9 protein-coding genes are annotated in these 13,055 nt (G+C 69.6%); 1 reads left to right on the top strand and 8 read right to left on the bottom strand.

The genetic code is table 11. From position 1 onward, the window contains the following. Window positions 1-20 precede the first annotated feature (20 nt). The 7 genes from trxA to ACGF5O_RS17795 form a co-directional block, all read right to left on the bottom strand. Complete coding sequence (trxA, locus tag ACGF5O_RS17825) at window positions 21-353, bottom strand: thioredoxin (protein WP_089100462.1); 333 nt, start codon at window positions 351-353, stop codon at window positions 21-23. 49 nt (window positions 354-402) lie between these two features. Continuing rightward, on the bottom strand, window positions 403-1,371 hold the full coding sequence (trxB, locus tag ACGF5O_RS17820; RefSeq protein WP_362580651.1) for a thioredoxin-disulfide reductase: 969 nt from the start codon (window positions 1,369-1,371) through the stop codon (window positions 403-405). A gap of 193 nt (window positions 1,372-1,564) precedes the next feature. Continuing rightward, window positions 1,565-2,458, bottom strand: coding sequence for an anti-sigma factor family protein (locus tag ACGF5O_RS17815; RefSeq protein ID WP_393810808.1), 894 nt, complete (start codon window positions 2,456-2,458; stop codon window positions 1,565-1,567). Beyond that, complete coding sequence (gene sigM / locus ACGF5O_RS17810) at window positions 2,455-3,180, bottom strand: RNA polymerase sigma factor SigM (RefSeq protein WP_393810807.1); 726 nt, start codon at window positions 3,178-3,180, stop codon at window positions 2,455-2,457. Before sigM ends, ACGF5O_RS17815 begins: the two co-directional genes overlap by 4 nt. Before the next feature lie 35 nt (window positions 3,181-3,215). Further along, window positions 3,216-4,940: a protein kinase family protein gene (locus ACGF5O_RS17805; protein ID WP_393810806.1), complete on the bottom strand. Its 1,725-nt coding sequence runs from the start codon at window positions 4,938-4,940 to the stop codon at window positions 3,216-3,218. Window positions 4,941-5,058: 118 nt separating this feature from the next. Then, a complete protein-coding gene (murJ, locus tag ACGF5O_RS17800) occupies window positions 5,059-7,392 on the bottom strand; it encodes a murein biosynthesis integral membrane protein MurJ (protein ID WP_393810805.1) in 2,334 nt (777 codons plus the stop codon). A gap of 46 nt (window positions 7,393-7,438) precedes the next feature. Next, window positions 7,439-9,910: a DUF6049 family protein gene (locus ACGF5O_RS17795; protein ID WP_393810804.1), complete on the bottom strand. Its 2,472-nt coding sequence runs from the start codon at window positions 9,908-9,910 to the stop codon at window positions 7,439-7,441. 289 nt (window positions 9,911-10,199) lie between these two features. On the opposite strand from ACGF5O_RS17795, the gene ACGF5O_RS17790 reads away from it, so the two are divergent. After that, entirely contained in the window at window positions 10,200-11,642 is a 1,443-nt protein-coding gene (locus tag ACGF5O_RS17790) for a CCA tRNA nucleotidyltransferase (protein ID WP_393810803.1), read from the top strand. A gap of 110 nt (window positions 11,643-11,752) precedes the next feature. Here the strand turns inward: ACGF5O_RS17790 and ACGF5O_RS17785 are convergent, their stop codons facing one another. Continuing rightward, window positions 11,753-13,048, bottom strand: a complete 1,296-nt coding sequence (locus tag ACGF5O_RS17785; protein WP_393810802.1) for an MFS transporter — start codon at window positions 13,046-13,048, stop codon at window positions 11,753-11,755. Window positions 13,049-13,055 lie beyond the last annotated feature (7 nt).

Genomic DNA, 13,055 nt, shown 5'->3' with positions numbered 1-13,055 from the left:
TTCGTGTTTCACGTGAAACATCACTCGGCGATGAAGTCCTCGAGGTCGCGGACGAGCGCGGCCTTCGGCTTGGCGCCGACGATGGTCTTGGCGACCTCGCCACCCTGGTAGACGTTCAGGGTCGGGATCGACATGACGCCGTACTTGGCCGCCGTGTTCGGGTTCTCGTCGATGTTCAGCTTGACGATCTCGATCTTCTCGCCGTGTTCGGCGGCGATCGCCTCAAGCGACGGAGCGATCTGGCGGCACGGGCCGCACCACTCGGCCCAGAAGTCCACCAGGACGGGCTTGTCGCTCTTGAGGACGACCTCTTCGAAGTCGGCGTCGGTCACATGCTTCAGAGTGCCGGCCACGGCGGGCTCCTTTACTTGATCGTGCGGTGGTGGGGTGGAAGGGGGAAGGTCAGACGGAGGTCTTCTCGTGCGCGGCCTTCTCCTCGTCCGCGAGGGCGGAGAGGAAACGCTCGGCGTCGAGAGCGGCGGAGCAGCCGGTACCGGCTGCGGTGATCGCCTGACGGTAGGTGTGGTCCACCACGTCACCGGCGGCGAACACCCCCGTCACGTTCGTGTGCGTCGAGGGCGAGGCGACCTTGAGGTAGCCCTCCTCGTCGAGGTCCAGCTGGCCCTTGAAGAGCTCGGTGCGCGGGTCGTGGCCGATCGCGATGAACAGACCGGTCACCGGCAGGTCGGAGAGCTCGCCGGTCTTGACGTTGCGCAGCTTCAGACCGGCCAGCTTCTGCTCGCCCTGGACCTCGGCGATCTCGCTGTCCCAGGCGAACTTGATCTTCGGGTCGGCGAAGGCGCGCTCCTGCATCGCCTTGGAGGCGCGCAGGGTGTCCCGGCGGTGGACGATCGTCACGGACTTGGCGAACCGGGAGAGGAAGGTGGCCTCCTCCATTGCTGTGTCGCCACCGCCGATCACGGCGATGTCCTGGTCCTTGAAGAAGAACCCGTCACACGTGGCACACCAGGAGACGCCGCGTCCGGAGAGGGCGTCCTCGTTCGGCAGACCGAGCTTGCGGTGCTGGGAACCGGTGGTGACGATGACGGCCCTCGCCTGGTGGACCGTGCCGGCGGTGTCGGTGACGGTCTTGATCTCACCGGTCAGGTCGACGGAGACGACGTCGTCCGGAATCAGCTCGGCGCCGAAGCGCTCGGCCTGCGCCCGCATGTTGTCCATGAGATCGGGGCCCATGATCCCGTCGCGGAAGCCCGGGAAGTTCTCCACCTCGGTGGTGTTCATCAGGGCACCGCCCGCGGTGACGGCCCCCTCGAACACCAGGGGCTTCAGCGACGCGCGCGCGGTGTAGAGCGCCGCCGTGTAGCCGGCGGGCCCGGAGCCGATGATGATCACGTTACGGACGTCGCTCACGGCTTGATTCCTCGTCTCTGGTCTACGTCATTCGACCGGTGGGAGCTTCCTCAGAAGCTCTCACCCCACCCAACGGATCCTAAGGGGCGCGCATTCCCGGTGTGTCCGGGCACACGGGCATCCGACACCGTACGGATTTCCACGCTGGGGCGAGACGATGCGTAGAGCCGCTCAGACCGTCGCCGGGGGACGCTCAGGGACGAGCCAGGGACTCCGTCAGGAGGACCTTGCCGGGGGAGGCCGCCCCCTTGCTGTCGCAGGACGCGTCGACGACGTAGGCCGTCACCCGGGAGGCATCGGAGGAGTCGGGGAGCACGACGAGATAGGCGTCCTGCCCCTCGTAGGTCCCCTTCTTCGCGCCGAGGACAAGATCGGTCTGGCTGATGCCCTGGCGCACGCACACAGGCACCTGTGTCGTGGGCTGGAGCTTGACCGTCGGGCTTGGCGTCGAGCTCGGCTTGCCGCTGGGCTGGGACTCCACGCTGAAGGGCTTCTGGGAGCCCCGCTGCGTGCTCGGCTTCGTGCCGAGGAGATCCTTCACCTGGCCCTGGAGGGTGGTCTTGGAGAAGGATCCGGCGGAGGCCGTCGGCTTGCTCTGAGCCGTCGGGGTCCCGTCGCCGCCGAGAGACTGCAGGAAGTAGGAACCGGCGCCGAGAACGGCGGCGGTGAAGACCGCGCCGAGGACGACCGTGTGGCGGCGTCGACCGTGCTTGCGTCCGCGCTCCTTGCGGCCGGGACCGGCGGAGCCACTCGGCCGCCCGGCAGGGCGGTCCCCCGGGGACGGCGTCTCGCGGGGAGATGTTTCACGTGAAACATGAGCCACGGGTGCCGTCGCCTTCAACGGAGCCTCGGCGGCGAGGGCGGCGTCGATACGGTCCGCGACATCGGCCGGCATGCGCGGGGGGCCCGGCAGCGCGCCCAGCAGACCCCGGATCTCCTCCAGCGAGGTATGGACGTCGGCGCAGAGTTCGCACCCGTCCAGGTGCTGTCGTACTTCCTCCGTCCGGGCGGGTGGGAGCAGACCCTCGGTGAGGTCGGAGATCTCCGCGACGTCCGGGTGCCCGGTCGTGTCTGTCGTCGAAGTCATGCTCGCCCACCTCCGCCCTTCACTGCGGCTGGATCACTCGGCCCGGTGTCCTGCGGGCCCCCGTTCTGAGGTCCCGCTGCGGGTGGGACGGATGTCCCCTCCGCCCGGTTCCGTGCCGGGTCCCGGTCGTTTTCGTCACCGGTGCTTTCCGGCCGTAGATGGGTGAGCAGCGGGAGGAGTCTGGCTCTGCCGCGAGCACAGCGGCTCTTCACCGTCCCGGTGGGTACATCGAGGATCCGGGCCGCCTCGGCGACCGGATAGCCCTGCATGTCGACGAGGACGAGTGCGGCGCGCTGGTCGTGGGGCAGGGTGCCGAGCGCTTCCAGGAGCTGGCGGTGCAGATCGTTCCGCTCGGCCGGAGCGGAGGCCGATTCATGCGGTTCCAGCAGCTGCTCCAGCCGCTCGGTGTCGTCGACGGGAGCGGTCTTGCGGGAGGCCGCCTTGCGCGCGCGGTCGAGGCAGGCGTTGACCGTGATCCGATGCAGCCACGTTGTGACGGCCGACTGGCCCCGGAAGGTATGCGCGGCCCTGTAGGCGGATACCAGGGCGTCCTGGACGGCATCAGCGGCCTCCTCGCGGTCCCCCAGGGTCCGCAGGGCGACCGCCCAGAGCCGGTCCCGGTGCCGTCGCACGATCTCACCGAAGGCATCGGGGTCGCCTTCCACATGGCGGGCGAGCAGATCCTGGTCGCTCACTCCGCCGTATCCGGCGCCCTCCGCCATCTGCCCCCTCCGCCTTCGGTGCCGCCGGTGAGACGTCAGCCGGTGAACTTCACCTCGGTGACGGCCTGCTTGTAGCCGGCCTGTGCGTACGCGTCGGGATCCGCACCCGAATTCGGCACGGCGGTAATCCACATGAGCACGTACTGGCTCTTCACCTTCTTGCTGACCTTCACCGTGGCGGTGTTCCCGGTGGTGGTGACGCTGCCGATCTGCGTCATCGAGCTGATCGATCCCGGGTTCAGCGAGTCGGCGGCGTACAGCGCGACCGTTGTGTGATCGCCAGAGTAGCGAAGGGAGATGGTTCCCGTGGTGACTTCCTTCGCGGAGCCCAGGTCGTAGACGATCCCCACACCTGGCTTGTACGGAGCAAGCTCCGGTCCGCTCACGAAGGTGTTCGTCCTCCAGTACGTCGAGGTGCTCCCGTCGTACGTCTTACTGACGTCGTTCGGATGCTGGGCATCGCCCTTGGCGACGTACTCCTGCGCGTCCTGGATCTTTATCGCGGCGGCCGGCGCCGGGCTGGCGCTGTTCTTGTCGCCGTCGTCCGTCGTCTGGGTGTTGGTGGTGTCTCCGCCGGACTTGTCGCCCTGGTCCATCAGGGCGTCCGCGAGCTGCCAGCTGCCCAGGCCCAGGGCGGCGATGAGAAGGGCCGAGACGGCCCATTTCAGCGCCTTGCCGGTACGGCTCTGCAGCGGTGGCGGCGGGGCCTGGAGCGGCTGTGTCACGCCGGGCGGCGTGGGACGGCCGTAGGTGCCCTGCTGGTACGTGGTGCGCTGGTACTCGGGCGGTGCCGTGAACGCCGGCTCCGGCGGACGGATGCGGGGCATCTCGCCGATCGCCTTCACCAGCTCCTCCGGCGTGGTGCACGCGGACTCGTGGCGGGAGGCGGTGGCGCCGTCGTTGACGAGAGCCCGCATGGCGAGCTCGGACAGGCCGCGGTGGACACCGGCACGCACCTGGTCGGGTGCGATCAGGCCGACGTCCTTGGGCAGCCCGGCCAGACCGTAGGCATCGCTCTCGTACGGCCAGCGCTGGGTCAGCGCCGCGTACAGCAGGGCACCGATCGCCTCGGTGTCGGTGCGCTGCGGGGTGTCGGAACTGATACCGCGCAGCGCCGCGTTCACCGCCAGGCCGCGGATGCGCCACTGCCCGGTGGACGTGCGCAGCACCGCGTTCGGGTTCAGGCGCAGATGCGCCAGTCCCTCGCGGTGCGCGGCCGCCATGGCGGAGGCGATCTGACTGACCATCTGGTAGGCGTCGTGCGGCTCCAGCGGTCCGGCCGCGAGCAGCGCGGTCAGCTCCGTCGCGTCCGGCAGCCACTCGTGGACGACGTAGACGAGGTCGTTCTCCTCGACGGCGTCCAGCACCTGCACGAAGCGCGGGTCCCCGAGAAGTGCGGCGGAGCGGGCGGCGGCCAGCACCGCACGGGTCCGTGGATGGTCGGCGGGCAGGATATGGACGCCGACGGCACGGCGAAGCTTCTCGTCGACCGCACGCCAACTGCTGAATCCGTCCAGACGGGTGACGCACTCCTCAAGACGGTAGCGTCTGGCGAGCTTGTGCCCGCTGTGCAGTTCAGGGGGTGCGGCCTGCTTCTCAGCACCCGCGGCCATGCCGTTTCCCTGTGCTTCGTCGCTGTCCGTGTCCCGCTCCGGGTTCTTGGCCACCCCGTCGGCCGTGGACTGGTCCGCCTTGGCGGTCAGCGGCTTGTCACCGCTGTTGTCTGCCACGTCGACGGCAGCCGTGCTCCGTTCCGCCACCGTCGTTCCTGCCTCCCCATCCGTTGCACGCTGTCCGACGCCGAAACCAATTGTGCCCACAGTCCCCCGCTATGCACGACACGCGGCGGCGAACGATGGTTGTGCGCTTACCCCCGCCTCAGCGCCCCAGACGCCCGCGCACCATGCCCACGAGGGAGTTGAGCTCCTCGATGCGCATGCGGCGCGCGGCGACGTAGAAGACGCCGAGCAGGACCGCCCCGCCGGCCAGCAGCGCGGCGAAGGAACCGATCACGCCCTGCCCCAGAGTGTGGCCGATGCCGTAGCAGGCCGCACCACTGAGCAGCGCGGCCGGTACGGAAGCGATGCAGAGCCTGGCATAGGTGCGGGTGACCCGGGAGCCGTCCAGGTCGCCGCCGAGCCGCTTGCGCAGCCGCCGCCAGGCCACCCCGACACCGATCGCGTAGGCCACACCGTAGGAGGCGGCCATGCCCGCCACCGCCCAGCGGGCCGGGAGCAGCAGGTAACAGGCGACCGAGGCGCCCGCGTTGACCGCCGCGACGATGACCGTGTTGTAGAAGGGGGTGCGGGTGTCTTCGTAGGCGTAGAAGGCGCGCAGGACGACGTACTGCACCGAGTAGGGGATCAGGCCGAGGGCGAAGGCCATCAGCATGAACCCCATGTTGGTGGCCTCGCTGATGCCCGAGGAACCGAAGATCAGGGTGCACATCGGGATGCCGAGGGCGAAGAAGCCGAAGGAGATGGGGACGATCGCGACGGCGGTCGTCCTGAGGCCCTGGGAGATGTCGTCGCGCACGGCGCCCGTGTCGTTCTCGGCGGCCGAGCGGGAGATGCGGGGCAGCAGCGCGGCCATCAGGGAGACCGTGATGATGGCCTGCGGCAGGCCCCAGATCAGCTGGGCGTTGGCGTAGGCGGCGAAGCCGGTGCCGTCGACCGGGGAGCTCTTGCCGGCCGAGGTCGACAGCTGGGAGACGACCAGCGCGCCCGCCTGGTTGGCGAGGACGAACAGCACGGTCCACTTGGCGAGGGTCGCGGCCTTGCCGAGGCCGTGGCCCCGCCAGTCGAAGCGCAGCCGCAGCCGGAACCCGGTCTCGCGCAGGTAGGGGATCATCGCCAGGGCCTGGACCACGAGCCCGAGGAGCACGCCGAGGCCGAGCAGCCGCTGGCCCTCCGGCGGAATGGTCGTGACCTTCATGCCGGAGTGCGCGGCCGTGCCGTACACCCAGATGAACAGGCCGAGGGTGACGATGATGACGATGTTGTTGAGGACAGGGGTCCACATCATCGCGCCGAACTTGCCGCGCGCGTTGAGGATCTGACCCATCACCACGTGGATGCCCATGAAGAAGATCGAGGGCAGGAAGTAGCGGACGAAGGTGATGCCGACCTCGTTGGCCGCCGGGTCGCTGGCGACCGAGTCGGACAGCAGGCGGATCAGGAACGGCGCGGCCGCGATGGTGGCCGCGGTGAGCAGGCCCAGCGCCACCATGACGAGGGTCAGCAGACGGTTGGCGAAGGCCTCGCCGCCGTCCTCGTCCTCCTTCATGGCCCGCACCAGCTGCGGTACGAAGACGGAGTTGAGGCCGCCGCCGACGGTCAGGATGTAGATCATCGTCGGCAGCTGGTACGCGACCTGGAAGGTGTCGCCGAGCAGACCGACGCCCAGCGCGGAGACGATCAGCGCGGACCGGACGAAGCCGGTGAGGCGGGAGACCATCGTGCCCGCCGCCATCACGGCGCTCGACTTGAGCAGGCCCGCGGCTTTCCCGCCCTTCTTCGCGGGCGCGGACACCGGGGCGGACGCCGGGGCCGCGGCGGGCACGGCACCGAGGTTCAGGGTCTGGTCGACCGCGGCCGTCGGAGCGGCCGGCGGCGTCGGTGCCTGGTACGGCGGCACCTGCCCGGGCCCTCCCGGGGCGACCGCCGGACCCGGCACCGCCGGGGGCTCAGACGGCAGCCGCCCGCCGTCCTGCTGCGGATTCCGGTAGCCGTTCTGCTGCTGGTTCGGATAGCCGCTCTGCTGCTGGTCGCGGAAGAGATGGGCGAAGGCGTCCGGCTCGTGGCGCTCCTCACCGGAGTGCGACACCAGGTCGTCCACGCCCACGAACTGGGTCGTGCGCGGGTTGTCGCCGTACGGGAGGTACTGGCTCGGGGCGTCCGGCTCCGGCGCCGGGGTCTGGGCCCACACGTGCGGGTCGGGGGCGTACGGCGACTGGGCGGGCTGCCCGTACAGCGGCTGCTGCGGGTAGCTGCCCGGAGCCGGCGGGGGGTGTGCGGCGCGGTCGTAGAGCGCCTCGGCGACCGGGTCCTGGGCGGAGAGGTCGCGTGCCCGGTAGGGGTCCTGGTCGTAGGCGTCCTGGAGGTACATGTCAGCCGCCTGCTGCGGCGGGACCTGGCCGGGCTCCGGCGGCGGCTCGGGGTAGCCCGAACCGGCCGCGCCCTGGCCGCTTTCACCGTCGTACGGCGCGTTCATGGTTACCCCTGCCTCATCGTCCCGGGCCCACCGGCCACGACATCGCTCAACGGTCCACTCTCTCACCCGTCTCGGACGGGTCGGCGCTTTCCGGTGCGGTGTCCGGTGTCGGGTCACTCGGCTGCTCCGGGTCGTCTTCCCGGGACCGGGCGACGGACTCCTCCTGGAGACGATCCCCACGGGCAGCGGGGTTCCCCGGCCCGTCGGCGCCCCCGGTGACCTCGGGGCTCCTGGCCTCCGAGGCGCCGGAAGTCTCCGGGGGGCCGGAAGTCTCCAGGGTGCTGGGAGCCTCCGGGGCGTCGGGAGCGTCCGGAGAGTCCCCGCCCGTCTCGTCGGGGCCGTCGCCCTCCTCGGCCCGCCGGGCGGCCGCCCGCTTGCGCTGGGTGTACATCCGGAAGCCCGCGAGCACCAGCAGCAGCACGCCGCCGCCGATGACCAGCATCACCGTCGGTGTGACCTCGGTGACCTTCACGTCGAACCTGACGGGCGCACCGTACTCCTGGCCGTCCTCGGTGTAGAGCTGGGCGGTGACCTCGACCCGGCCGTTGGCATTGGCCGAGGTGGAGAACTTCACGGACTGGCTGTGGCCGCCGGAGACCTCGACCGGCTGCTCGTAGTAGGGCTTGCCGCCGATCTCCAGCCGCGTCGGCATGGTCGAGGTGAGCCGCAGGACGAGGTGGTCGACACCCTGGACCAGGTTGTTCTGCACGGTCACCGGGATGGTGGCGCTGCGCCCGGAGAGCTTGGTCTCGGACTTGTCGATCAGCTTGACCTGGCCGATGAGGTCGTCGAGCCAGGACTCCACGCTCGTACGGAAGCTGTCCGCCGCACTGCCGCGGCCCCGCCACGACGTGGACATCTCGCGGTTTATGGCCCGCCCGAAGGGGGTCACCACCCGCGACTCGTCGGTGAGGATCACCTGGAAGTTGTCGAGCTTGTCCTGGGTGCGGGCGATCTGCTCGAAAGCCGTCCGGGGCAGTTCCTGCTTGCGCAGCGAGGACGGGTACGCGGACGACGAGGGGATCTTCGTCGTCGCCCCGGGGTCGGGCTTGTCCTTGGCGGCCGCCTCGAGGTCCTGGGACTGCGACCAGTTGCCGTCCTGCAGGGCGGTGATCGCCGTCGCCATCGCCTGGGCCTGGCTTGCCGTGGGCATCCGCTGCGGGGCGACGACGATACTGCGCTGCTTGCCGGTCTGGGTGTTCAGCGCGAGGCTCTGGGCGAGGAACTGCTGCACCGCGAGGGTGGCGGAGTCGGCGTTCGTCAGATCGCCCTGGAACGTCGTGGACAGCCGCGCGTCGGCGACCACCGCCGTAGTGCCGCCGCCGATGGGGCGCGCCGCCGAGGGCGTGTACGTCAGCCCGCCGGTCTCCTGGAGGCTGTCGCTGCGGGCGATCACCTTGTCGGCACCCGCCGAGGTGGCGACCTTGATGATCGAGGGGTCGACGGCGCCGTCCACGGGCCACGCGAAGTCGGTGTTCGGTGTGACATGGAGCACGGTCTTCACGGTGGTGGCGGCCACGTCGGTGGCGTCCTTGAGGTGGCTCAGCGAGCCGGTCACGCTGGTGCCGTTGTGGGCGAGGGAGGCCAGGTCCGGGTCGGCGAAGGGAAGGGCCACCACCTCCTTGTCCGTCACCGCGTCCTGCAGGTTGGCCAGGAACTGCTTGGCCACCGCCTGATGGGTGCCGGCCGTGGTGGTGTCGCCGGTGCCCTGGATCCGGTAGTTGCGTGTCATCGCGTCCACGGAGGCCAGCAGATCCGGGTCGATCACCCAGGTGACGTCGAGATCCTTGCCGAGCGCCAGCATCTGGGCCAGCCGGCCGCCGGGCGAGATCTCCTTGGCGAGGTCGTCGTTCTGGAAGACGGGCGTCTGCAATTCGCCGGCGCCCGTCTTCGCCGTCACGTGGACGGTGGAGATCAGCGGCCAGAGATACGTCGTCTTCGTCTTGGTGTCGGCCTCGGAGGACTGCCACGGCAGGAACGTCCGCTGGATGCCCAGGACCTGGTCCCACTGCTGCGCGGAGGTCTTGCCGGACAGGGAGACGCCGAACTGGTACACGCCGTCCTGGCCAAGGTCCAGCTTGTCGACCGGCACGGAGATGCTGAAGTGCTCCGCGACCCCCGAAGGGAGCGAGTCGAAGTCCTCGGTGTACTTGCCGCCGACCTCGGTGCCCAGGCCCGACTGGAGGTCCTCGGAGTGCCGGGCGGCCGTGTCGATCTCGGAGCGCGTGCTGAGCAGGCCGCCCATCCGCAGGTCCACGTGCGCGTCCGTGACGGCCTGCTTGCCGTTGTTGGTCACCGTGCCGGAGACCGTCAGCGTGTCCCCGTCGCTGGGGGCGCTGGGGCTCAGCGAGTCCAGGGCGACGGACACCGTGTCCGAGCCGGCCGCCTGGGCCGGCGCCGCCGTGGACAGCTGCATCAGTCCGGCCAGCAGGGGCGCACCCGCGAGCAGTGCCCCGGTGCGCCGCAGCCAGCGGCGGGCAGGTGAGGGCGTCCCCTGGAAGTCTGCCGCCTCGGCCACGCGCTCGTCCGTCCCTCGTCGTCGTCAGTGGTCGTCGGAATGTGCGTCCACGCATGGTAACGAGGTGCGCTGAACGGAAGTGCCGCGGTCTGCTCCTCAAGATCGGGAGACGAGGTCGGGCCGTCCCCTATATCCAGTATCGTCAGGAGACTCTGTTAAGCGCCGAACAGATGCGCTTGCGGGAGTACGGAGTGAGATGTCCCACCCCTCCGCAACGGAGGCTTTACATGGGGCGCTGCCGGAATATGGAGGCGCTTCGGACCGTCTGGGGCACGTACCCTGTTCTGTTGTGCCGAACGCCAATGAAGACACTCCTCCTGTCCTGAGCCAGGCGCAGCAGCGCGCGGTGAGCGAACTGCTGCGGGTGGCGCCCGTCGCCGACGACCTCGCCCGCCGATTCCGGGAGGCCGGGTTCTCCCTTGCCCTGGTCGGCGGCTCGGTTCGGGACGCGCTGCTGGGCCGGCTCGGCAACGACCTGGACTTCACGACCGACGCCCACCCCGAGGACGTACTGAAGATCGTCCGGCCCTGGGCGGATGCTGTCTGGGAGGTCGGGATCGCCTTCGGTACGGTCGGCGCGCAGAAGCAGGGCTACCAGATCGAGGTCACCACCTACCGGTCCGAGGCCTACGACCGCACTTCGCGCAAGCCCGAGGTGTCGTACGGGGACTCCATCGAGGAGGACCTCGTCCGCCGTGACTTCACGGTCAACGCGATGGCGGTGGCGCTGCCGGAGAAGGAGTTCATCGACCCCCACGGCGGTCTCGAAGACCTGGCGCTGCGTGTGCTGCGCACCCCGGGGACGCCCGAGGACTCCTTCTCGGACGACCCGCTGCGGATGATGCGGGCCGCCCGCTTCGCCGCCCAGCTCGACTTCGAGGTGGCCCCCGAGGTCGTCGCGGCGATGAAGGACATGGCCGGCCGTCTGGAGATCGTCTCGGCCGAGCGGGTCCGGGACGAGCTGAACAAGCTGATCCTCTCGGCCCACCCCCGCAAGGGGCTGACCCTGCTCGTCGACACCGGCCTCGCCGACCATGTCCTGCCCGAGCTGCCTGCCCTGCGGCTGGAGAGCGACGAGCACCACCGGCACAAGGACGTCTACGAGCACACGCTGATCGTCCTGGAACAGGCCATGGCGCTGGAGGAGAACGGCCCCGACCTCACCCTCCGGCTCGCCGCGCTGCTGCACGACATCGGCAAGCCGCGCACCCGGCGCTTCGAGAACGACGGCAGGGTCTCGTTCCACCACCACGAGGTGGTCGGAGCGAAGATGACCAAGAAGCGCATGACGACGTTGAAGTACTCCAACGAGCTGGTGAAGGACGTCTCGCAGCTGGTCGAACTCCATCTGCGCTTCCATGGCTACGGCACCGGGGAGTGGACGGATTCGGCGGTCCGTCGCTATGTCCGTGACGCGGGCCCACTGCTGGACCGTCTGCACAAGCTCACCCGGTCCGACTGCACCACCCGCAACAAGCGACGGGCCGCGGCGCTCTCCCGTGCCTACGACGGTTTGGAGCAGCGCATCGCCGAACTCCAGGAGAAGGAGGAGCTCGACGCGATCCGTCCGGACCTCGACGGCAACCAGATCATGGAAATCCTGGGTATCCGTCCCGGCCCGGAGGTCGGCGAGGCCTACAAGCACCTGCTGGAGCTTCGGCTGGAGAACGGGCCGATGGGGCACGACGCGGCGGTGACCGCGCTCAAGGAGTGGTGGGCCGGGCAGGGCTGAAGGGGCACGGCGTGGTCATGTTTCACGTGAAACATGACCACGCCGTGACGCAACGAGGGGCGATGTTTCACGTGAAACATCGCCCCTCTTCTCTCTTTGGTCTTCTCTCCTCACTGAGGGGTCGCGTGATCCTGTTGTGCCCGGCGGTCGTACTCGAAGCGGGCCATGGCCGCGGCAACCGCTGCGTAGACAAGGGCGACCGTGATGACGAGGGTCGCGGAGCGGCCGTCCGGCGGAAGCATCAGCGCGGCTACAGCGGCGGCCCCGACGAAGGCGACGTTGAAGAGCACGTCGTAGACGGAGAAGATCCGGCCGCGGAAGCCGTCGTCGACGGACGACTGCACGAGGGTGTCCGTGGCGATCTTCGCGCCCTGGGTGATGAGTCCCAGGACGAAGGCGGCGACGAGCATCGGAACGGTCGTGAACGGGAGGCCCAGGGCGGGCTCCAGTACGGCTGCCGACGCGGCGCACACGACGATCCAGCGGCCGGGGCCGAGCCGCCCCGCGGTCCATGGCGTGATCACGGCCGCGGCGAAGAATCCCGCTCCGGAGATGCTCAGGGCCAGCCCCAGCAACCCGAGCCCGTCGTCCGGGTCGGAGGAGAGGGCGTAGCGGCACAGCATCAGCACCAGGACGAGCAGCGCGCCGTAGCAGAAGCGCATCGCCGTCATGCTGACCAGTGCCCAGGCTGCCTCACGGCGACGCGGTGCGGCGAGATGCCGAATCGCCTCCATGAGGTCGCGCGCTGTGGTGATCGCCGCCGCTCCCAGGCTCGGCTGGGCCGGCTTCCGGTCCGGGCCGAGGAGGTCGGGGGCCATGGTCAGGGAGGCGAGGGCCGCGCCCAGGTACAGCGTGGCACCCAGCAGCACCACGGCGGCATCGGAATCCGAGGCTGCCAGCCGTACGGCGAAGGCGAGTCCGCCGCCGACGGTCGCGGCGAGGGTGCCGGCGGTCGGGGAGAGGGAGTTGGCGAGCACCAGCCGGTCGGTGTCGACCACCCGTGGCAGTGCGGCGGACAGACCGGAAAGGACGAATCGGTTGACGGCCGTGACGCAGAGGGCGGAGGCGTAGAAGAGCCAGTCGGGGACGTGGCTGACCATGAGGACAGCGGTGGCCGCGGCCAGCAGTGCGCGCAGGAGATTGCCGTAGAGAAAGATCTGGCGGCGGCGCCAGCGGTCCAGCAGGACGCCGGCGAAGGGGCCCACGAGGGAGTAAGGGAGGAGCAGGACGGCCATGGCAGAGGCGATCGCGGCCGGCGAGGTCTGCTTCTCGGGGGAGAAGACGACGTAGGCGGCGAGGGCGACCTGGTAGACGCCGTCCGCTCCCTGGGAGAGCAGGCGTATGACGAGTAGACAGCGGAAGTTCCGCAGGCTCAGCAGGACACGCAGGTCGCGGACGACGGGCATGGGGCAC

The organism is Streptomyces sp. NPDC048291 (assembly GCF_043201715.1).
Classification (GTDB): domain Bacteria; phylum Actinomycetota; class Actinomycetes; order Streptomycetales; family Streptomycetaceae; genus Streptomyces.
This window is presented reverse-complemented; position numbering and strand designations above follow the sequence as displayed.